The following is a 24,389-nucleotide window of genomic DNA, read 5'->3' as shown; positions in this document are numbered from 1 at the left end:
GTTCTGTGGTCATTCTCTATGAATTTCTGCCCGCCGGCGCGTTGCCGGGCCCGAAACCGGGCGTAAAGAAAACCCCCTGCGACCGGGAAAGCACCGCTTGATGTCCACCGAGTACGTTCCTCTTTCGGCCGCTCAGCAGAGCGTCTGGTACGCGCAGCAGCTGGCGCCGCGGACGCCGATCCACATCGCGCAGTACATCGAGATCGAGGGCCCGGTCGACCCCGAGCTGTTCGACCGGGTGGCGCGCATCGCGGCCCACGAGTCGCCGGCGCTGAACGCCCGGCTGGACGAGCGGGACGGCGTCCCGCACCAGATCCTCGACCCGGACGCGACCGGCTCGATCCCGTTCGTGGACCTGTCCGGCGAGCCCGACCCGGACGCCGCCGCGCGGGCGTGGATGCGGGAGGCGATGGCGGCGCCGCTGCCGCTGGACGCCGAGCGGCTGTACGTGACGGCCCTGCTGCGGCTGGCCCCCGGCCTGCACCGCTGGTTCATCCGCGCGCACCACGCGATCCAGGACGCCTACAGCGGGTCGCTCATCAGCCGCCGCGCCGCGGAGATCTACACGGCGCTGGCGAACGGCGGCGAGTACGTCCCCGCGGAGCTCGGCGACTACCGCAGGGTCCTCGCCGAGGAGGAGGCCTACCGGGCGTCGGAGAAGTTCGAGCGGGACCGCGCCTACTGGACCGAGCGGTTCGCCGACCGGCCGGTCGCGGTGTCGCTGTCGGACGAGATGGCCGAGCCGACCGCCGACTACCTGAGCCTCGTCTCGGTCGTCCCGCCGGAGCGGACGGCCGAGCTGGCGGCCGGCGCGCGGCGGCTCCGCACCGCGACGCAGGGGCTGGCGATCGCGGCGACGGCCGCGTACGTGGCGCGGATGACGGGCACCGAGGACGTCGTCCTCGGCCTCGCCGTCTCCGGCCGCACGACGCAGATCGCGCTGGACACCCCGGCGATGCTGGCGACCATCCTGCCGCTGCGCGTCCAGGTCCGCCCCGACATGACGGTGGACGAGCTGGTCCGCGCGGCGACGCGGGCGAGCGCGCGGGCGCTGCGCCACCAGCACTACCGGCGCGAGGACCTGCTGCGCGACCTGAAGCTGCTCGGCGAGCGCCGCCGCCTCTACGGCCCGGTCATCAACATCATGGCGTTCGACTACCGGCTGGACTTCGCGGGCCTGCCGGCGCGGATGCACGCGCTCACCACCGGCCCGATCGACGACCTGTCGATCAACATCTACGACAACTTCGACGGCGCCGGCATGCGCGTCGACTTCGAGGCGCACCCGGACCTGTACGCCGAGGACCAGGTGGCCACGCACCTGGACCGGTACATCCGGTTCCTGGGCGCGCTCGCCGACGTCGACCCGGCCACGCCGCTCCGCGAGGTCGAGCTGCTCGACGACGCGGAGCGGGCCCGCGTGCTGGACGAGTGGAACGACACGGCGGCGCCCGTCGAGCCGGCCGTCGTCCCCGAGCTGTTCGAGGCGCAGGCCGCCCGCACGCCGGACGCCCCGGCCGTCACCCGCGGCGGCACGACCCTCACCTACCGGGAGCTGGACGAGCGCGCCAACCGCCTCGCCCACCACCTGATCGCCCGCGGCGTCGGCGCGGAGGACTTCGTCGCGCTGGCCCTGCCGCGCGACGAGGACCTGGTCGTCGCGGCGCTGGCCGTGCTGAAGGCGGGCGCCGCCTACCAGCCGATCGACCTGGCCTACCCGGCCGACCGCATCGCCTACATGCTGGAGGACGCCGCCCCGGCCTGCGTCATCACGACGTCCGGCGCCGACCTGCCGGGCACGACCCCGCGCGTCCTGCTGGACGCCCTCGACCTCGCGGGCCACCCGGCGGCGAGCCCGTCCGACGCCGACCGCGTCCGGCCGCTCCGCCCGGGCAACGCGGCCTACGTCATCTACACCTCGGGCTCGACGGGACGTCCGAAGGGCGTCGTCGTCTCCCACGCCAACGCCGTCGACCTGTGCGCCTGGGCGGGGAAGGACTTCGGCCCGGAGCGGCTCGCCCGCGTGCTGTTCTCCACGTCCCTCAACTTCGACGTGTCGGTCTTCGAGTGGCTGACCCCGCTCACGGTGGGCGGCCACATCGAGGTCGTCCGCGACCTGCTGGAGGTCGCCGAGCGCGGCGGCTGGCGGGGGACGCTGATCAGCGGCGTCCCGTCCGCGATGTCCGCCCTGCTGGCCACCGGCGCCCTCGACCTCCGGGCCGGGGACGTGGTGCTCGCGGGGGAGGCGCTCCCGGCGCGGCTCGTCCAGGACCTGCGGGCCCTCCTGCCGGACGCGCGGATCTCCAACATCTACGGCCCCACCGAGGCGACCGTCTACGCGGCGGCCTGGTTCGACGACGGCAACGCCGCGGGTCACGCCCCGATCGGCGGGCCGATCGCCAACACCCGCGCCTATGTGCTGGACGCGTCGCTGCGGCCGGTGCCGGTGGGCGTGCCCGGCGAGCTGTACCTCGCGGGCGACGGCCTCGCGCGCGGCTACCTGCGCCGCCCCGGCCTGAGCGCCGACCGGTTCGTCGCCTGCCCCTTCGGTGCGCCGGGCGGGCGCATGTACCGGACGGGCGACCTCGTCCGCTGGAACGCCGCCGGCCACATCGAGTACCTCGGCCGCCTCGACCACCAGGTGAAGGTGCGCGGGTTCCGGATCGAGCCGGGCGAGATCGAGACGGCGCTGTCCGCGCACCCGGCCGTGACGCAGAGCGTGGTCGTCGCGCGCCGCGACAACGCGGGCGACACCGTCCTCGTCGCCTACGTCGTGTCGGACGGGGCCGACCCCGCCGAGCTCCGGCGGTCCGCGGCCGCCGTGCTGCCCGAGTACATGGTCCCCTCGGCGATCGTCGTCCTGGACGAGATGCCGCTGAACCCCAACGGCAAGCTCGACCGGGCCGCCCTGCCCGCGCCGGACCTCACCGCGCCGGCGGGCGGCCGGGAGCCGCGCGACGCCCGCGAGGAGACGCTGTGCGCCGTGTTCGCCGAGGTCCTCGGCGTGGAACGGGTGGGGATCGACGACAACTTCTTCGACCTCGGCGGCGACTCCCTCAAGGCGACCCGGGTGGTGTCGCGGGCCCGCGCCGCGCTGGACGCCGACCTTGGCGTCCGCGCGCTGTTCGAGGCGCCGACCGTCGCCGCGCTCGCCGCCCTGCTCAAGGAGGCCGACGGGGACGCGCGCCCCAGGCTCGTCCCGGCCGAGCGCCCCGCCCTCGTGCCCGTGTCGTACGCGCAGCGGCGCCTGTGGTTCATCCACGACCTCGAAGGCCCGAACGCGACCTACCACATCCCGATCCCGCTGCGGCTGACCGGCGAGCTGGACCTCGCCGCCGTCCGCGCCGCGATGCGCGACATGATGGCGCGCCACGAGGCGCTCCGCACGGTGTTCGTGCAGGTCGAGGGCGAGCCTTACCAGCGCATCCTCGCTCCGGAGCAGATCGAGGCCGAACCGGAGTTCACCGATCTCTCCCCCCTCCGGGGGGAGTGGGGGGTCGTCCCCCCACAGGGAGAGGTCTCGCCGGACGGGCTCCACGCCGCGGTGTTCGAGGCCGCGACGCGCGGATTCGACCTGGCCGCCGAGCCGCCCGTCCGCGCGCACGTGTTCCGCGTCGCCGAGGACGACCACCTGCTGCTGCTGGTGATGCACCACATCGCCGGGGACGGCTGGTCGATGGAGCCGCTCGCCGCCGACCTCATCACCGCCTACGCGGCCCGCGCCGCCGGGGGCGAGCCGCGCTGGGAGCCGCTGCCGGTCCAGTACGCCGACTACGCCCTCTGGCAGCGGGACGTCCTCGGCGACGAGGACGACCCGGGCAGCGTGATCAGCACGCAGCTCGCCTACTGGCGCGAGGCCCTCGCGGGACTGCCCGAGGAGCTGGCGCTGCCCGCCGACCGGCCGCGCCCGCCGCGCGCCACCTACCGGGGCGCCCAGCACCCGTTCACGCTGCCGCCCGCACTGCACGAGGCCCTCGCCGCGCTCGGCCGCGACCACCGCGCCAGCCTGTTCATGGTGCTGCAGGCCGCGCTCGCCGGCCTTTTCACCCGGCTCGGCGCCGGGACGGACGTGCCGATCGGCTCGCCGGTCGCCGGGCGCGCCGACGAGGCCCTGAACGACCTGGTCGGCGTGTTCGTCAACACGCTCGTCCTGCGCACCGACACCTCCGGGGACCCGACGTTCGCCGAGCTGCTGGCCCGCGTCCGCGAGGCCGACCTCGCCGCGTTCGCCCACCAGGACGTCCCGTTCGAGCGGCTCGTCGAGGTGCTGAACCCGCAGCGGTCGATGGCGCGGCACCCGCTGTTCCAGGCGATGATCTCGATCCAGAACAACCCGTCCGCGCGGGTCGAGCTGCCCGGCCTGACGGTCGCGCTGGAGCCGGTCGACCCGGGCGTGTCCCGCTTCGACCTCGCGCTCCTGGTGGACGAGACGCGGGACGCGTCCGGCGCCCCGGCCGGGATCGACTGCAGGCTGGAGTACGCGCTCGACCTGTTCGACCCCGGGACCGCCGCGGCGATGGCGGCCCGGCTGGAGCGGCTGCTGGCGCAGGTCGCCGCCGACCCGTCCCTGCCGCTCAGCGCCGTCGACCTGCTGGACGACGCCGAGCGCGACACGCTCCTGCACCGCTGGAACGACACGGCCCTGCCGGTCGCCCCGGCCGTCGTCCCCGAGCTGGTCGAGGCGCAGGCGGCGCGGACGCCAGACGCCGCCGCCGTGGTCGCCGGCGGGACGCGGCTCACCTACGCCGAGCTGAACGCCCGCGCGAACCGCCTCGCCCGCCACCTCATCGGCCGCGGGGTCGGCGCCGAGGACTTCGTCGCGCTGGCCCTGCCGCGCGACGAGAACCTGGTCGTCGCGGCGCTGGCCGTGCTCAAGGCGGGCGCCGGGTACCAGCCGATCGACCTGGCCTACCCGAGCGACCGCGTCGCCTACATGCTGGAGGACGCCGCCCCGGCCTGCGTCATCACGACGCGGGACGCGGACCTGCCCGCGGGCGCCCCCCGCGTGGAACTCGACTCGCTCTCCCTGGATGGCCTGCGCGGCGACGACGTCACCGACGCCGAGCGCGTCCGGCCGCTGCGCCCGGCGAACCCGGCGTACGTCATCTACACGTCCGGGTCGACCGGGCGCCCCAAGGGCGTCGTGATCTCCCACGCCAACGTCGTGGACTTCTGCGCCGAGTCGACGGCGAGCTACGGGCCCGCCCGGATGGCGCGCGTGCTGTTCTCCACGTCGCTGAACTTCGACGTGTCGGTGTTCGAGTGGCTGGTGCCGCTCACCGTCGGCGGCGAGATCGAGGTCGTGCGCGACCTGCTGGAGGTCGCCGAGCGCGGCGGCTGGTCCGGGACGCTCGTCAGCGGCGTGCCGTCCGCGGTGTCGGCGCTGCTGGCGCGCGGCGGCCTGCGGCTGGAGGCCGGGGACGTGGCGCTCGGCGGCGAGGCGCTGCCGCCGCAGCTCGTCCGGGACGTCCGGGCGCTGCTGCCGGACGCGCGGATCTCCAACATCTACGGCCCCACCGAGGCGACGATCTTCGTCACCGGGTGGTACGACGACGGCAACACCGAGGGCCTCGCGCCGATCGGCCGCCCGATGGCCAACACCCGCGCCTACGTGCTGGACGACCGGCTCGGCCCGGTCCCGGTCGGCGTGCCCGGCGAGCTGTACCTCGCGGGCGACGGCCTCGCGCGCGGCTACCTGCGCCGCCCCGGCCTGACCGCGGACCGGTTCGTCGCGTGCCCGTTCGGCGGGCCGGGCGAGCGCATGTACCGCACGGGCGACCTCGTCCGCTGGAACCGCGCCGGCCACATCGAGTACCTCGGCCGCCTCGACCACCAGGTGAAGGTGCGCGGGTTCCGGATCGAGCCGGGCGAGATCGAGACGGCGCTGTCCGCGCACCCCGCGGTGACGCAGAGCGTCGTGGTCGCGCGCCGCGACGCGGTCGGCGACACCGTCCTCGCCGGGTACGTCGTCGGCTCCGCGGACCCGGCCGAGCTGCGCGCCTTCGTCGCCGGGACGCTGCCGGACTACATGGTGCCGTCGGCGATCGTCGTGCTGGAGGAGATGCCGCTCACCCCGAACGGCAAGCTCGACCGCGCCGCGCTCCCCGAGCCGGACTTCGCCGCGTCGCTCACCGCCCGCGGCCCCCGCGACGCCCGCGAGGAGATCCTCTGCGGGATCTTCGCCGACGTCCTCGGCCTGGACAGGGTCGGCGTCGACGACGGGTTCTTCGACCACGGCGGCGACTCCCTCAAGGCGACCCGCGTCGTCGCCCGCGCCCGCGCCGCGCTGCGGGTGGAGCTGCCGGTCCGGGCGCTGTTCGAGGCCCCGACCGTCGCGGGCCTGGCCGAGTACATCGCCTCCGCCGGGGACGCGGAGCGGCCCGCGCTGCGGGCGGCCGAGCGCCCGGCGCCGCTGCCGGTGTCCTACGCGCAGGAGCGGCTCTGGTTCCTGAACCGGCTCGAAGGGCTCACCGCCACCTACAACATGCCGATCCCGCTGCGCCTCACCGGCGCGGTCGACCCCGGCGCGATGCGGGACGCGCTGCGCGACGTCGTCGCCCGCCACGAGCCGCTGCGCACGCTGTTCGCCGACGCCGACGGCGAGCCCCACCAGGTCGTCCTCGCCCCGGACGAAACCGAGCCGTGCCTGACCGTCGGCGAGCCCGCCGACCTGCACGCCGCCCTCTTCGCGGACGCCACGCGCGGCTTCGACCTGGCGAACGAGCTGCCGGTGCGGGCCCACCTCTACCGGCTCGGCGCGGACGAGCACCTGCTGCTCATCGTCCTGCACCACATCGCCGGGGACGGCTGGTCGATGGCGCCGCTCGCCCGCGACGTGATCACCGCCTACCTGGCCCGGCGCGGCGGCGAGGCCCCCGAGTGGGAGCCGCTGCCCGTCCAGTACGCCGACTACGTGCTCTGGCAGCGCGAGCTGCTCGGCGACGAGCGCGACCCGGCGAGCCTCGCCGCCCGCCAGATCGCCTACTGGAAGGACGCCCTCGCCGGGCTGCCCGACCAGATCAGGCTGCCGCACGACCGCCCCCGCCCGGACCGCGCGTCCTACCGGGGCGGGCAGGTCGCCTTCGAGGTCCCGGCGGAGCTGGCGGACGGGCTGCGCGCCCTCGCCCGCGACCACCAGGTCAGCGTGTTCATGGTGCTGCAGGCCGCGCTCGCCGCGCTGCTCACGCGCCTCGGCGCCGGGACGGACGTGCCGATCGGCTCGCCCGTCGCGGGCCGCACCGACGAGGCCCTGGACGACCTCGTCGGCGTCTTCGTCAACACGCTGGTGCTGCGGACCGACACCTCCGGCGACCCGTCGCTCGCCGAGCTGCTCGCCCGCGTCCGGGAGACCGACCTCGCCGCCTACGCCCACCAGGACGTCCCGTTCGAGCGGCTGGTGGAGGTGCTCAACCCGGCGCGGTCGCTGGCGCGGCACCCGCTGTTCCAGGTCATGCTGACCCTGCAGAACAACCCGGAGGCGTCGGTCGAGCTGCCGGGCCTGACCGTCGCCGTCGAGCCGGTGGACGCCGGGGTCGCCAAGTTCGACCTGGAGTTCCTGCTGGAGGACGCCCGCGACGGCGCGGGCGGGTACGCCGGGACCCTCGAATACGCCCTCGACCTGTTCGACCGCGAGACCGCCGAGCGGCTCGCCGGCTGGTACCGGCGGACCCTGGAGGCGGCCGTCGGCTCCGCCGGCGCCGTCACCGTCGGCGCCCTCGACCTTCCCGGCGCCCCGCGGGACCTCCCGGAGGCGCCGCGTGCGGCGGAGGCGCCGGTCGAGAAGCGCCTCGTCGCCTACGTCGTCGCCGCGCCCGGCGAGACCCTCGACCCCGAGGAGCTGCGCGCCCACATCCGCGAGAGCCTGCCGGAGTCGATGGTGCCCGCCGCCGTCGTCGTCCTGGACGAGATGCCGCTCACCCCGAACGGCAAGGTCGACACGAAGGCGCTGCCGAAGCCGGACCTGGCGATCACCCCGGCGACCGCCTACCGCGCCCCGTCCGGGGAGGCGGAGGAGGCCGTCGCCGCCGTCTTCGCCGACCTGCTCGGCGTGGACCGGGTCGGCGCCGACGACGACTTCTTCGCGCTCGGCGGCAACTCGCTCATCGCGATGCGGGTCGTGAGCCGGGTCCGCCGCGCCCTCGACGCCGAGCTGCCCGTCCGGGCGCTGTTCGAGGCGCCGACCGTCGCGCGCCTCGCCGCGCTGCTCGGCGACGGCGGCGCGCCCGTCCGCCCGGCGCTGGAGCCGCGCGAGCGCCCGGCCGTGCTCCCGCCGTCCTACGCGCAGCAGCGGCACTGGTTCCTCAACCGCTTCGAGGGTCCGTCGGCCACCTACAACATGCCGACCGCGCTGCGCATCCGCGGCCCGCTGGACGTCGACGCGCTCCGCGCCGCCGTCGGCGACCTCGTCGAGCGGCACGAGTCGCTCCGCACGGTCCTGCCGGACAGCGGGGGAGTGCCGCGCCAGCTCATCCTGGACGCCGCCGCGGCCCGGCCCGAGCTGGAGGTCACCGAGACCACCGAGGCGGAGCTGCCGACGCGGCTCGCCATGGCCGCCGGCTACGCCTTCGACATCTCCGCCGAGCCGCCGCTGCGCACCCACCTGTTCCGGGTCGGGCCGCAGGAGCACGTCGCGCTGCTGCTCATGCACCACGTCGGCGGCGACGGCTGGTCGATGGCGCCGCTGGCCCGCGACTTCATCACCGCCTACGCGGCACGGGCCGGCGGCACCGCCCCCGACTGGGCGCCGCTGCCCGTCCAGTACGCGGACTACACGCTGTGGCAGCGGGAGCTGTTCGGTTCGGAGGACGATCCGGAGAGCCTGATCTCCCGGCAGATCGCCTACTGGCGTGAGGCGCTGGCGGGGTTGCCGGAGGAGTTGCCGCTGCCCGCGGACCGGCCGCGCCCGGCGCAGGCGTCCTACCGGGGCGGGACGGCCCGGTTCCGCCTCGGCTCCGGGGTCCGCGCCGGCCTGCAGAAGATCGCCCAGGAGACCGGCGCCAGCCCGTTCATGGTCGCCCAGGCCGCGTTCGCGGCGCTGCTGACGCGGCTGGGCGCGGGGACGGACGTGCCGATCGGTTCGCCGATCGCGGGGCGGACCGACGAGGCGCTGGACGATCTGGTCGGCATGTTCGTGAACATGCTCGTGTTCCGCACCGACACCTCGGGCGATCCGTCGTTCCGTGAGCTGGTCGGGCGGGTGAAGGAGACCGACCTCGCCGCCTACGCCCACCAGGACGTCCCGTTCGAGCGGCTCGTGGAGGTGCTCAACCCGCCCCGCCACCTGGCGCGCCACCCGCTGTTCCAGGTCGGGCTGACGTTCCAGAACAACCCGGAGGCCCGGCTGGAGATGCCGGGGTTCAGCGCCGAGCTGGAGCCGCTCACCGCCGGGGTCTCCCGGTTCGACCTGCTGATGATCCTCACCGAGCGGGCGGACGGCCTCGACGGCGAGCTGGAGTACGCGCTCGACCTCTACGACCCGTCCACCGCGCGCGGCCTGGTCGAGCGGTTCGAGCGGTACCTCGCGGCGCTGCTCGCCGACCCCGACGCCCCCATCGGGGCCGCCGGCGTCCTCGCGCCGGAGGAGCGTTCGCTCCTCCTCGGCGAGTGGGCGGGCGGCTCCGCGCACTCCGCGGAGTGGACCACGATCCCGGCGCTGTTCGAGGCGCAGGCTGCGGCGCGTCCGGGTGCCGTGGCGGTGTCGTTCGAGGGTGTGTCGTGGACGTATGGCGAGGTGAACGCGCGGGCGAATCGGCTGGCTCGGCGGCTGGTCGAGCGGGGTGTGGGTCCTGAGCAGTTCGTGGCTTTGGCTCTGCCGCGTTCGGCGGAGCTGGTGGTGGCGATCCTCGGGGTGTTGAAGGCGGGCGCGGCGTATGTGCCGATCGACCCGGACTACCCCGAAGACCGGATCGCGTACATGGTCGAGGACGCCCGCCCTGTCCTGACCCTGCGTCCGGAGGATCTGGCCGATCTGGACGCGGCCGGGTACGACGACACGAACCTCGGTGTCTCCATCGACCCCGACCATCCGGCGTACGTGATCTACACGTCGGGTTCGACGGGGCGTCCGAAGGGTGTGGTGATTCCGCATCAGAACGTGGTGCGGTTGCTGCGTTCGACCGAGGAGTGGTTCGACTTCGGGCCGGAGGACGTGTGGACGCTGTTCCACTCCTATGCCTTCGACTTCTCGGTGTGGGAGCTGTGGGGTTCGCTGCTGTACGGGGGCAGGCTCGTCGTCGTCCCCTACCTGACCTCGCGTTCGCCCGACGACTTCCTCGCCCTCCTGGAGCGGGAGCGGGTGACCGTCCTCAACCAGACCCCGTCGGCCTTCTACCAGCTGATGGCGGCCGACCGGCAGAACCCGGGCGCCGACCTGGCGCTGCGCTATGTCGTCTTCGGCGGTGAGGCGCTCGACCTCGGCCGGCTGGAGGACTGGTACTCCCGGCACGACGAGAACGCCCCCGTCCTGGTCAACATGTACGGGATCACCGAGACCACGGTCCACGTCTCGTACGTGGCGCTGGACCGGGCCTACGCGGAGGCCGCACCCGGCAGCGTCATCGGCGTGGGCATCCCCGACCTGCGCGTCTACGTGCTGGACGACCGTCTCCAGCCGGTCGCGCCCGGCGTCATCGGCGAGCTGTACGTGGCGGGTCCCGGGCTGGCGCGCGGCTACCTCAACCGTCCCGGCCTGTCGGCCGAGCGGTTCGTCGCCGACCCGCACGGCGAGCCCGGCACCCGCATGTACCGGACGGGCGACGTGGGCCGTTGGCTGGCCGGCGGCCGTCTGGAGTACCTCGGCCGCAGCGACCAGCAGGTGCAGCTGCGCGGCTTCCGGATCGAACTCGGCGAGATCGAGTCGGCGCTGGTGCGGCACGGCGAGGTCTCCGACGCCGCCGTCATCGTCCGGGACGACCGCCTCGTCGCCTACGTGGCCGGCAGCGGAGTCGACACCGCCGAGCTGCGCCGGTTCGTCGGCCGGGAGCTGCCGGACTACATGGTCCCGGCCGTGGTCGTGGAGCTGGACGCGCTGCCGCTGACCTCGAACGGCAAGCTGGACCGCAAGGCGCTGCCCGCGCCGGACTTCTCGGCCAAGGTGTCGTCCCGTGCGCCCCGGACGCCCGAGGAGGAGACGCTGGCGCGCCTGTTCGCCGAGGTCCTCGGCCTGGAGCGGGTGGGGATCGACGACGGGTTCTTCGACCTGGGCGGCGACTCCATCATCGCCATCCAGCTCGTCTCCCGAGCCCGCCAGTCCGGCCTGGTCATCACCCCCCGCGAGGTCTTCCAGCACCAGACCGTCGAAGAGCTCGCCGCGACCGCCAGGCCGGTCGGCGAAGGCGAAGAGGTCGAGACCGAGGCGCCGGGCGCCGGGGTCGGGCCCGTCCCGATCACCCCGATCATCGCGTGGCTGCGCGACCGGGTGGACGGCGACGCGTCGCTGATCAGCGGCTTCCACCAGGCGATGCTGCTGCGCACCCCGCCCGAGCTCGGCGCGGAGCGGCTCACCGCCGCGCTCCGGACCCTCATCGACCACCACGACGTGCTGCGCCTTCGCCTGGACGTGGACGGCGGCCGCTGGCAGCCGGTCGTCCGCCCGCAGGGCGCGGTCGACGCCACCGACCTCGTCACCCGCGTCGACATCGCGGGCCTGGACGGCGACAAGGCCCAGGCCGTCATCACCGAGCAGGCCGCCGCCGCCCGCGACCGCCTCGACCCGGCCGCCGGGACCGTCGCGCAGCTCGTCTGGTTCGACGCGGGCCGCGAGCAGGGGCGCCTCCTCGTCGTCCTCCACCACCTGGTCGTGGACGGCGTCACCTGGCGGATCCTGCTCCCCGACCTCGTCACGGCCTGGGCCGGGGGAGAGCTCCAGCCGGTCGGGACGTCCTTCCGCCGCTGGGCGCAGAAGCTCACCGCCGCCGAGCGGGGCGAGCAGGACCTGGAGGACTGGCTCGACATCGTCGACGGCCCGCCGCAGAAGCTCGCGGACCGCCCGCTCGACCCGCGCGCCGACATCGCCGCCCGCGCCCGCTCGCTCACCCTCGACCTGCCCGCCGACGTCACCGGGCCGCTGCTCACCGACGTGCCCGCCGCGTTCCACGGGCGCGCCAACGACGTGCTGCTCACCGGCCTCGCCGTCGCCGTCGCCCAGTGGCGCCGGCGCCGCGGCGGGCGCGGCACCGGCGTGCTGGTCGACCTGGAGGGCCACGGCCGCGAGGACTCCGTGCCCGGCGTGGACGTCTCGCGCACGGCCGGCTGGTTCACCTCGATCCACCCCGTCCGGCTGGACGCGGGCGGCGCGGCCGGCGGCGCGGCCGTCAAGAAGGTGAAGGAGCAGCTGCGCGCCGTCCCGGACGTCCTCGGCTACGGGCTGCTGCGCCATGTGGACGGCGACGAGGAGCTCGCCGGCGTCCCGGGCGCGCAGATCGCGTTCAACTACCTCGGCCGGGTCGCGGCCGGGGACGAGGGCGGCGACTGGACGCTCGCGCCGGAGGACCTGCCCGCCGGGGAGGACCCCCGCATGCCGATGGCGCACGCCCTGGAGATCAACGCCCTCACCCGGGACCTGCCCGCGGGCCCGGTGCTGTCGGCGACCTGGACGTGGCCCGGCGGGCTGCTCGACCCCGCCGACGTCCGGGAGCTCGCCGAGGGCTGGTTCGCGGCGCTGCGCGGCCTCGCCGCGGAGGTCGCCGCCGGCGCGGCGGGCGGGTTCACCCCGTCCGACCTGCTGGTGGACCTGGACCAGGGCGAGATCGACAAGTTGCAGACCGCGTGGAGGCAGAAGAAGTGAACCGGGGCGACCTCGAGGACATCCTGCCGCTGTCGCCGCTGCAGCAGGGCTTCTTCTTCCACGCCCTCTTCGACGCCGCCGACGGCGACGTCTACACGGCCCAGTTCGTGCTGGACCTGGAGGGGCCCCTCGACACCGCCGCGCTGCGGACCGCCGCCGAGACGCTGCTGCGCCGCCACCCCAACCTGCGCGCCGCGTTCTGGCACGAGGACCTGTCGCGGCCCGTGCAGGTCGTGCCGCGCACCGTCGAGCTGCCGTGGGAGGAGGTCACCGCCACCGGCGCCGAGGCCGACGCCGTCGTGCTGCGCGAGCGGGCGCGCGGCTTCGACATGACCGCGCCGCCGCTGCTGCGGTTCGTCCTCGTCCGGACGGGCCCGGAGCGGCACCGCCTGGTCTTCACCAACCACCACATCCTGCTGGACGGCTGGTCCACGCCGATCCTGGCGACCGAGCTGTTCCTGCTGTACATGCAGGGCGGCCACGACGCGGGCATGCCGCGCGTCACCCCGTACAAGAACTACCTGGCCTGGCTCTCCCAGCAGGACCGCGCCGCCGCCGAGGACGCCTGGCGCCGCGCCCTGGACGGCGCCGGGGAGCCCAGCCTCGTCGCCCCCGCGGCCGCCGCCCGCGCCCCCGAACCCCCCGAGCGCACCATCACCGGGCTGGACGAGCGCACCACCCGCCGCCTCACCCGCGCCGCCCGCCGGCACGGCGTCACGCTGAGCACCGTCCTGCAGGGCGCCTGGGGCCTCGTCCTCGGCCGGTTCCTCGGCAGGGACGACGTGGTGTTCGGCGCGACCGTGTCCGGCCGTCCTCCCGAGCTGCCGGGCATCGAGCAGATGATCGGGCTGTTCATCAACACGCTGCCCGTCCGCGTCCGGTACCGGCTGGACGAGCCGCTCGGCGCGCTGATGGAGCGGCTCCAGGACGAGCAGACCGAACTCCTCGCCCACCACCACCTCGGCCTCACCGACATCCACCGGGCGGCGGGCCACGGCGGCGCGCTGTTCGACACGATGACGGTGCTGGAGAACTACCCGTTCGACCCGTCCTCCATGGACGGCTCCCTCAACGGCGTCCGCATCACCGGGGTCGACTCCTACGACGCCACCCACTTCCCCCTGTCGTTCGTCGCCGTCCCCGGCGAGAGCCTCTCGCTCCGCCTGCACTACCGGCCCGACGTGTTCGAGGCGCCCGCCGTCGAGGCGCTGCTCGCCCGGGTCCGCCGCTTCCTGGAGGCGTTCGCCGCGGACGCCGACCAGGCGATCGGCGCGGTCGACCTCGCGGACGACGCGGAGCGGGCGGCCCTGGCGGCCTGGAACGACACGGCCGCCGACGTCCCGTCCAGCACCCTCCCGGCGCTCTTCGAGGCCCGGGCCGCGCGCACCCCGGACGGCACCGCCCTCGTCTGCGGCGGCGACCGGCTGACCTACGCCGACCTGAACGCCCGCGCCAACCGCCTCGCCCACGAGCTGATCGCGCGGGGGATCGGACCCGAGGACCGCGTCGCCCTCGTCCTGCCGCGCACCCCGGAGATCGTCGTCGCGATCCTCGGCGTGCTGAAGGCCGGCGCCGCCTACGTCCCGATCGACCCCGAGTACCCGGCCGACCGCATCGCCTCCACGCTGGAGGACTGCCGCCCGGCACTGGTCATCACCGCCGACGGCCTCCCCGACGCGGCCGGACGGCCCTCCCACGACCCCTCCGACGCGGAGCGGGTCCGGAGCCTGCGGCCGGACAACGCCGCCTACGTCATCTACACCTCCGGATCGACCGGGCGCCCGAAGGGCGTGACCGTCCCGCACGTGGGCGTGCTGAACTACTTCGAGGCGCACCGGGACGCGTTCTTCGACCCGGCGATCGAGGCCGCCGGGGGCCGCCGGATGCGGTTCGCCCACCTGGCGTCCTTCTCGTTCGACACGTCCTGGATGGGCCTGCTCTGGATGATGTACGGCCACGAGCTGCACCTCATCGACGACGAGACCCGCCGCGACGTCGAGGCCTACACCGCCTACGTGGCGCGTGCGCGGATCGACCTGGTGAACACCACCCCGTCGCACTTCACCTCGCTCCGCGAGGCCGGGCTGCTGGACGCCGACGGCAGGCACACGCCCTCTCAGCTCCTCCTGGGCGGTGAGGCGGTCAGCGAGAGCCTGTGGGCGGAGCTGCGCGCGGTCCCCGGCCTCACCGCGCGGAACTTCTACGGGCCCACCGAGTCGACGATCGACACCATGAACGCCGTCGTGGCGCGCAGCGAGCGCCCGACCGTCGGCTCCCCCTACCGGGGCACCCGCGCCTACGTGCTGGACCGCGCGCTCCAGCCCGTCCCGGCCGGCGTCCCCGGCGAGCTGTACCTCGCGGGCGTCCAGCTCGCGCGCGGGTACCACGACCGGCCGGGGCTGACCGCCGAGCGGTTCGTCGCGGACCCGTTCGGCGCGCCCGGCGAGCGCATGTACCGCACCGGCGACCTCGCCCGGTGGCGGCCGGACGGGACGGTCGAGTACCTCGGCCGCGCCGACGACCAGGTCAAGATCCGCGGCTTCCGGGTGGAGCCCGGTGAGATCGAGAACGTGCTCGGCGGATGCCCGGGCGTCGCGCGCGCCGCCGTCGTCGTCCGCGAGGACCGGCCCGGCGACCGCCGCCTCGCCGCCTACCTCGTCGGTCCGGACGTCGACGCCGCCGCCGTCCGGCGGTACGCCGCCGAGCGGCTGCCGGACTACATGGTCCCCTCCCTCACCGTCCTCGACGCGCTGCCGCTCACCGTGAACGGCAAGCTCGACCGGGCCGCGCTGCCCGCGCCCGACACCGGCGCCGACACCGGCCGCGCCCCGCGCTCGCCGCAGGAGGAGATCCTCTGCGGGCTGTTCGCCGAGGTCCTCGGCGTGCCGAGGGTCGGCGTGGACGACGGCTTCTTCGACCTCGGCGGCGACTCGCTCACCGCGACCCGCCTGGTCAGCAGGATCCGGTCCGCGCTCGGCGCCGAGCTGCCCGTCCGGGCGCTGTTCGAGGCGCCGACCGCCGCGGGCCTCGCCGAACGGCTCGCCGAGGCCGGCGGGGACGTCCGCCCGCCGCTGGTGCGGGCCGAGCGCCCGGACGTCGTCCCGCTGTCGTACGCGCAGCAGCGGCTCTGGTTCCTCAACCGGTTCGAGGGCGCGCCCGCGACGTTCAACATGCCGATCGCGCTGCGCCTGGAAGGCGCCCTCGACCTGGCCGCGCTGCGCGCCGCGCTGGCCGACGTCGCGGCGCGCCACGAGCCGCTCCGCACGATCTTCCCGGACCGGTCCGGGACCGCGCGGCAGCTCGTCCTCGGCCCGGCCGACGCCCGCCCCCGCCTCGACGTCGCGGAGGTGGACGAGAGCGCGCTGCCGGCGGCGCTGGCCGCGACGGTCGGGCAGGGCTTCGACCTGTCGGTGGAGCCGCCGCTGCGGGCCCGCCTGTTCGCGCTCGGCGACGGCGCGCACGTCCTCATGCTCGTCCTGCACCACATCGCGGCGGACGGCTGGTCGATGGCGCCGCTCGCCCGCGACGTGATCCTCGCCTACGCGGCCCGCGCGGAGGGCCGCGAGCCGCAGTGGGCGCCGCTGCCCGTCCAGTACGCGGACTACACGCTGTGGCAGCGGGAGCTGTTCGGTTCGGAGGACGATCCGGAGAGCCTGATCTCCCGGCAGATCGCGTACTGGCGTGAGGCGCTGGCGGGGTTGCCGGAGGAGTTGCCGCTGCCCGCGGACCGGCCGCGTCCGGCGCAGGCGTCCTACCGGGGCGGGACGCACGCGTTCGAGCTGGACGCCGGACTCCACGCCGAGCTCCTCGCCCTCGCCCGGCAGAGCGGCGCGAGCCTCTTCATGGTCATGCAGGCCGCGTTCGCGGCGCTGCTGACGCGGCTGGGCGCGGGGACGGACGTGCCGATCGGTTCGCCGATCGCGGGGCGGACCGACGAGGCGCTGGACGATCTGGTCGGCATGTTCGTGAACATGCTCGTCCTGCGCACCGACACCTCGGGCGATCCGTCGTTCCGTGAGCTGGTCGGGCGGGTGAAGGAGACCGACCTCGCCGCCTACGCCCACCAGGACCTGCCGTTCGAGCGGCTCGTGGAGGTGCTCAACCCGGCGCGGTCGATGGCGCGGCACCCGCTGTTCCAGGTCGTCCTGTCGTTCCAGAACAACCCCGAGGCGCGACTCGAACTGGACGGCCTGACCGGCGGCGCCGAGCCCCTCGCGGCGGGCGCCGCGAAGTACGACCTGTCCCTCTACCTGGAGGAGCGGCACGGCGACGACGGCGCCCCCGGCGGCATCGAGGCCGGGCTCGAATACGCCCTCGACCTCTTCGACCCCGCCACCGCCCAGGCCGTCGCCCGCCGGTTCGAGCGCCTCGTCCGGGAACTCGTCGCCGATCCCGACGCGCCCATCACCACCGCCGAGATCCTCGACCGCGGCGAGCGGCGCACCCTGCTGCGCCGCTGGGCCGGTGGCAAGGGCGGCGACGTCCCGCGCACGACCATCCCGGCGCTGTTCGAGGCGCAGGCTGCGGCGCGTCCGGGTGCCGTGGCGGTGTCGTTCGAGGGTGTGTCGTGGACGTATGGCGAGGTGAACGCGCGGGCGAATCGTCTGGCTCGGCGGCTGGTCGAGCGGGGTGTGGGTCCTGAGCAGTTCGTGGCTTTGGCTCTGCCGCGTTCGGCGGAGCTGGTGGTGGCGATTCTCGGGGTGTTGAAGGCGGGCGCGGCGTATGTGCCGATCGACCCGGACTACCCCGAAGACCGGATCGCCTACATGGTCGAGGACGCCCGCCCTGTCCTGACCCTGCGCCCGGAGGATCTCGAAGGCCTGGACGACCCCGGCCTTCCGGGCACGGACCTCGGTGTCGCGATCTCGCCGGACCACCCCGCCTACGTCATCTACACGTCGGGTTCGACGGGGCGTCCGAAGGGTGTGGTGGTCCCGCATCAGAACGTGGTGCGGTTGCTGCGTTCGACCGAGGAGTGGTTCGACTTCGGGCCGGAGGACGTGTGGACGCTGTTCCACTCCTATGCCTTCGACTTCTCGGTGTGGGAGCTGTGGGGTTCGCTGCTGTACGGGGGCAGGCTCGTCGTCGTCCCCTACCTGACGTCCCGCTCCCCGGACGACTTCCTTGCTCTGCTCGCCGCCGAGAAGGTCACCGTCCTCAACCAGACCCCGTCGGCCTTCTACCAGCTGATGGCGGCCGACCGGCAGAACCCGGGCGCGGACCTGGCGCTGCGCTATGTCGTCTTCGGCGGTGAGGCGCTCGACCTCGGCCGGCTGGAGGACTGGTACTCCCGGCACGACGAGAACGCCCCCGTCCTGGTCAACATGTACGGGATCACCGAGACGACCGTGCACGTCTCGTACCTCGCCCTCGACCGGGTCCAGGCGGCCACGGCGCCGGGGAGCACCATCGGCGCCGGCATCCCCGACCTGCGCGTCTACGTCCTCGACGGCCGGCTCCAGCCCGTCCCGCCCGGCGTCCTGGGCGAGCTGTACGTCGCGGGGCCCGGGCTGGCGCGCGGCTACCTCAACCGCCCTGCCCTGTCGGCCGAGCGGTTCGTCGCCGACCCGCACGGCGAGCCCGGCACCCGCATGTACCGCACCGGCGACCTCGGCCGCTGGCGCCCGGACGGGACCCTCGAATACCTCGGCCGCGGCGACCAGCAGGTGCAGCTGCGCGGCTTCCGGATCGAGCCGGGCGAGATCCAGGCCGTCCTGACCCGGCACGAGGACGTCCGCGACGCCGCGGTGGTCGTCCGGGACGACCGCCTCATCGCCTACGTCGTCGCGTCTGGCACCGACTCCGCCGAGCTGCGCCGCTTCGCCGCGAAGGCCCTGCCCGACCACATGGTCCCGGCCGCCGTCGTGGAGCTGGACGCGCTGCCGCTGACCTCGAACGGCAAGCTGGACCGCAAGGCGCTGCCCGCGCCGGACTTCTCGGCGAAGGTATCGTCCCGTGCGCCCCGGACGCCGGAGGAGGAGACGCTGGCGCGCCTGTTCGCCGAGGTTCTCGGCCTGGAGCGGGTCGGGATCGACGACGGCTTCTTCGACCTGGGCGGCGACTCCATCATCGCCATCCAGCTCGTCTCCCGAGCCCGCCAGTCCGGCCTGGTCATCACCCCCCGCGAGGTCTTCCAGCACCAGACCGTCGAAGAGCTCGCCGCGACCGCCAGGCCGGTCGGCGAAGGCGAAGAGGTCGAGACCGAGGCGCCGGGAGCGGGCATCGGCCGCGTCCCGCCCACCCCGATCATGCGCTGGTTCCAGGAACTGCGCGGCCCCGTCGGCGGCTACAGCCAGCGGATGCTGCTCCAGGTCCCGCCGGACCTCGGCACGGAGCGGCTCACCGCCGCGCTCCAGAACCTCCTCGACCACCACGACATGCTCCGCCTCCGCGTGGCCGGCGCCGAGTTCGAGGTGACCGAGCCGGGCACCGTCGACGCCGCGCCCCTCGTGCGCCGCGTGGACGTCTCCGGCCTCGGCCCCGACGACCTGCGCGCCGTCCTCGCCGCCGAGGCCGAGACCGCCCGCCTCGGCCTCGACCCGGCCGCCGGGACGATGGCGCGGCTCGTCTGGTTCGACGCGGGCCCCGCCGCGTCCGGGCGCCTCCTGCTCACCCTCCACCACCTGGTCGTGGACGGCGTCACCTGGCGGATCCTCCTGCCCGACCTGGTCACGGCCTGGGCCGGGGGCGATCTCGACCCCGTCCCGACCTCGTTCCGCCGCTGGGCGCAGCGCCTCGCCGCGGAGGCGTCCGACCCCGCCCGGACCGCGGAGCTGCCGCTCTGGGACGACATCCTCGCCACCCCCGACCCGGCGCTCGGCTCCCGCCCGCTGGACCCGGAGACCGATACGTTCGCGACGGCGGGGCACCTCACCCTCGACCTGCCCGCCGACGTGACCGAGCCGCTGCTCACCGAGGTCCCGGCCGCGTTCCACGGCCGGGTCAACGACGTGCTGCTCACCGGACTCGCCATCGCCGTCGCCGAATGGCGGGGCGAGCGCGGCGCCCGCGACGAGACGGCCGTCCTCGTCGACCTCGAAGGGCACGGGCGCGAGGAGATCGTCCCGGGCGTCGACCTGTCCCGCACCGCGGGATGGTTCACCTCGATCCATCCGGTGCGGCTCGACCCGGGACGGCTGTCGCCCGCCGACGTCCGCGAGGGCGGCCAGGCGGTCGGCACCGCCCTCAAGCGGGTCAAGGAGCAGCTGCGCGAGATCCCGGACAACGGCATCGGGTACGGCCTGCTCCGCTACCTCAACCCCGTCGTCCGCGCAGGCGGCCACCCCCAGATCGCGTTCAACTACCTCGGCCGCTCCGCCGCGCCCGAGGCCACCGACTGGGGGCCCGCGGACCAGGCGGACAGCGACGCCCTCGGCGCCGGGCAGGACGGCGCGCTCGGCCTCGTCCACGCCATCGAGGTCAACGCGCACACCCGCGACCTGCCGGGCGGTCCCGAGCTGTCCGCGACCTGGACGTGGGCGGGCGGCCTGTTCGACGCCGCCGCCGTCGAGGACCTCGCCGAGCGCTGGTTCGCGGCCCTGCGCGGCCTCGTCGCGCACGTCGTGGACGGCGCCGCGGACGGGCCCGTGGGCGGGTTCACCCCGTCCGACCTGTCCCTGGTGGACGTCAGCCAGGAGGAGATCGACGAGCTCGCCGCCGAGCTCGACGGCGAATGGGAGCTGGATTGAGCAAGTCGCAGCTTGAGGACATCCTCCCGCTGTCCCCGCTACAGCAGGGCCTGTTCTTCCACGCCCTCTACGACTCGGGCCGCGACGTCTACACCGCGCAGATCGTGTTCGACCTGCGCGGCCCGCTCGACACCGGCGCCCTCCGCGCCGCCGCCGCGACCCTCCTGCGCCGCCACGCCAACCTGCGCGCCGGGTTCCGGCAGCGCAAGGAGGGCTCGCCCGTCCAGGTCGTGCACCGCGCGGTGAAGCTCCCGTGGCGGGACGAGGACCTGTCCGCCCTGCCCGAGGCCGAGCGCGAGGCCAGGGCGCGGGAGCTGGCGGACGCCGAACGCGCCCGGCCGTTCGACATGGCGAAGCCGCCGCTGCTGCGCTTCCTGCTGATCAGGCTGGCGGACGGCCTGCACCGCATGGTGTTCACCAACCACCACATCCTGCTGGACGGCTGGTCCACGCCCGTCCTGCAGACCGAACTGTTCGCGCTCTACCTCGCCAAGGGCGACGACACCGGCATGCCGCGCGTCGCCCCCTACAAGAACTACCTGGCCTGGCTCGCCGCGCAGGACCGCACCGCCGCCGAGGACGCCTGGCGCCGCTCCCTGGACGGCGTCCACGAGCCCACCCTCGTCGCCCCGGGCGCGCCCGAGCCCGGCGCCGACACCCCCGGACGCGTCCGGACCCGCCTCACCGAGGACCTCACCTCCGCGCTCGGCGCGCGCGCCCGCGCCCAGGGCGTCACCCTCAACACCGTCCTGCAACTGGCGTGGGGCACGCTGCTCGGCAGCCTCACCGGCTCGGCCGACGTGGTGTTCGGCGCCGCGGTCTCCGGCCGGCCCCCGGAGCTGCCCGGCGTCGAGCAGATGATCGGCCTGTTCATCAACACGCTGCCGATCCGCGTCCGCGTCCGCCCGGCCGACACGGTCGCCGAGGCCCTGACACGGCTCCAGGACGAGCAGGCCGCGCTGATGCCGCACCACCACCTCGGCCTGTCCGACATCCAGCGCCTCACCGGCGCCGGGACGCTGTTCGACACCATGACCGTCCTGGAGAACTACCCGTTCGACCCGGACGCCGCCGGCACCGACCTCGGCGGCCTCACCCTCCACGACGTCGACGGCTACGACGCCTCCCACTACCCGCTCACGTTCGCCGCCGTCCCGGGGCGCGGCCTGTCGCTGCGCATCGACCACCGCACCGACCTGTTCACCGGGGACGACGCCGCCCGCCTGATGCGCCGCCTCGTCCGCGTCCTGGAGGCCGTCGCCCACCGCCCCGACCTGCCGCTCGGCCGCATCGCAGTCCTGGACGACGAGGAGCGCGCCCGCGTCCTGGAGACCTGGCAGGGCCCGGTGACCGCCCGCCGCCCGCAGACCCTCACCGCCCGCTTCGCCGAGCAGCGGGACAGGACCCCGGACGCCGTCGCCGTCCGGGCCGCGGGGGAGTCGCTGACCTACGCCGGACTCGACGCCCGCGCGAACCGGCTCGCGCACCGGCTCATCGGCCTCGGGGTCCGCCGGGACACCCCCGTCGCGGTGCTCCTCGAACGGTCCGCCGACATCCCCGTGGTGTCGCTGGCGATCCTCAAGGCGGGCGGGGCGTACGCGCCCATCCACCACGGCTACCCGCCCGAGCGGATGGCGTGGGCGGTCGCGGAGGTCGCCGCGCCCGTGCTCGTCGTCAACGCGCCGATGCGCGACCGCGTCGCCGGCCTCGACACCTCCGCGCGGATCCTCGACGTGGACGACGACCCCGGGCTCGCCACGCAGCCCGCGACCGACCCGGCCGTTCCCTGCCACCCCGAGCAGCTCGCCTGCGTGCTGTTCACCTCCGGCTCCACGGGCGTGCCGAAGGGCGTCATGCTGCGGCACCGCGACGCGGTCGACCTCGCCACCGACGGACGGCTCAGGGGCGGGGCGCACGACCGGGTCCTCGTCCACTCCCCGCACGCCTTCGACGCGTCGCTCTACGAGCTGTGGACGCCGCTGCTGCACGGCGGGACGGCCGTCGTCGCGCCGCCCGGCCACCTGAACGGCGAGGCCCTCGAAGAGATCATCGCCGCCGAGGACCTGACCGGCCTGTTCCTCACCACGACGCTGTTCAACCTCGTCGCCGACGAGCGGCCGCGGGCGTTCGCGCGGCTCCGCGAGGTCCTCACCGGCGGGGAGGCCGGCGCCCCGGCCGCGATCCGCAAGGTGCTCGCCGCCTGCCCGGACACCGAGGTCGGCAACGTGTACGGGCCCACCGAGGCCACCACCTACACCACCATCGCCGGGCAGCGGGCCCCGCTCGCCGACCCCGCCGAGACCTCCGCCGTGCTGGGCCGCCCCATCGACGACATGCGCGTGTACGTGCTGGACCAGGCGCTGCGGCCCGTCCCGCCCGGCGCCGCCGGCGAGGCCTACATCGCGGGCGCCGGGCTCGGCCGCGGCTACCTGCGGCGGCCCGCGCTCACCGCCGAGCGGTACGTCGCCGACCCGTTCGGCGCGCCCGGCGACCGCATGTACCGCACGGGCGACCTCGTCCGGTGGCGGCCGGACGGCACCCTCGAATACCTCGACCGCGCCGACTTCCAGGTCAAGGTCCGCGGGTTCCGGATCGAGCTCGGCGAGATCGAGGCCGCGGTGGCCGCGCACCCCGCGGTCGCGAACGTCGCCGTCGTCGCCCGCGAGGACACCCCCGGCACCAAGACGCTCGTCGCCTACGTCATCGCGCCGGACCTCCCCGCGGCCGGCCACGGCCTCCGCGAGTTCGTCAGGGAGCGGCTGCCCGAGTACATGGTGCCCGCCGCGTTCGTCCTGCTCGGCACGTTCCCCGTCGGGCCGAACGGCAAGCTCGACCGGCGCGCCCTCCCCGCCCCCGACTACGGCGAGGCCGCCGCGGGCCGCGACCCCCGCACCCCCGACGAGGAGCGCCTCTGCGGAATCGTCGCGGACGTCCTCGGCCTCGACCGCGTCGGCGCCGACGTCAGCTTCTTCGACCTCGGCGGCGACAGCATCGCCGCGCTCAAGCTCGCCACCCGGGCCCGGCAGGCCGGCGTCGAGCTCACCCCCCGCGACGTGTTCACCCACCAGACCGTCGAGGCGATGACCAGGGTCGGCGACCCCGAGGACCGGCTCGGCTTCGAGGTGCTGCTGCCCATCCGGACGTCGGGCACCCGGCCGCCGCTGTTCTTCGTCCACCCCGCCGGCGGGCTGGCCTGGGGCTACCTGCAGTTCCAGCGGCACCTCGGCCCGGACCAGCCGATCTACGGGCTCCAGGCCCGCGCGTTCACCCGCTCCGCGCTGCCGGAGTCCGTCGCGGAGATGGCCGACGACTACCTCGCCCAGATCCGGACCGTCCAGCCGTCCGGCCCCTACCACCTCGCGGGCTGGTCGCTCGGCGGGCTCGTCGCCTACGAGATGGCCCTGCGGCTCCAGGCCGCGGGGGAGCGGGTCGCCCTGCTCGCCCTCATCGACGCCTACCACGGCCAGGACCTCGAGTCGGAGCGCCGCGAGGTCCTCCCCGAGCTGCTGGAGGCGATCGGCGTCGACGCCCGCATGGTCGCCGAGGACGGCAACCCCGACATGGCGCAGATCATGGCGGTGCTCGCCGAACGCGACGACGCGCTCGCCACCCTCGGCGAGGACGACCTCGTCAACGTCTACCGCAACTACGAGAACGGGCTCCGCCAGGCCGAGGAGTACGAGCCCGGGCGGTACCGGGGCGACATCGTCTTCTTCACCGCGCTGCGCGGCCGCACCGAGGACTCGCCGACCGGCCGCTCCAACTGGGGGCCGCTCGTCGAGGGCGAGATCGAGGACTACCCCCTCGACGTCGACCACCACCTGCTCATGGAGCCGGGCCCGGCCGCCGAGATGGGCGCCGTGCTGGCCGCCAAGCTCGACAAACTGCACACGAGCCACTGAGACCGCATAGCCACG

General features: G+C 74.7%; 3 protein-coding genes. All 3 read left to right on the top strand.

The window, feature by feature from the left end; genetic code table 11:
• The first annotated feature begins 100 nt into the window (after positions 1-100).
• Genes AB0C21_RS30385 through AB0C21_RS30375 form a run of 3 tightly spaced genes read left to right on the top strand, consistent with a single transcriptional unit; the run spans position 101 to position 24,374 of the window.
• Positions 101-12,784 carry an amino acid adenylation domain-containing protein gene (locus AB0C21_RS30385; protein WP_500208810.1) on the top strand — a complete coding sequence of 4,228 codons (12,684 nt, stop codon included), beginning with the start codon at positions 101-103 and terminating at the stop codon, positions 12,782-12,784.
• Complete coding sequence (locus AB0C21_RS30380; protein WP_500208809.1) at positions 12,766-20,472, top strand: amino acid adenylation domain-containing protein; 7,707 nt, start codon at positions 12,766-12,768, stop codon at positions 20,470-20,472. Before AB0C21_RS30385 ends, AB0C21_RS30380 begins: the two co-directional genes overlap by 19 nt.
• Complete coding sequence (locus AB0C21_RS30375) at positions 20,469-24,374, top strand: amino acid adenylation domain-containing protein (protein WP_500208808.1); 3,906 nt, start codon at positions 20,469-20,471, stop codon at positions 24,372-24,374. Before AB0C21_RS30380 ends, AB0C21_RS30375 begins: the two co-directional genes overlap by 4 nt.
• Positions 24,375-24,389 lie beyond the last annotated feature (15 nt).

Source organism: Spirillospora sp. NPDC049024, assembly GCF_040649235.1.
Lineage (GTDB): Bacteria > Actinomycetota > Actinomycetes > Streptosporangiales > Streptosporangiaceae > Spirillospora.
This window is presented reverse-complemented; position numbering and strand designations above follow the sequence as displayed.

Coding starts and splice junctions, on each gene's coding strand:
- AB0C21_RS30385 (WP_500208810.1), top strand. CDS start 101: ATGTCCACCGAGTACGTTCCTCTTTCGGCCGCTCAGCAGAGCGTCTGG.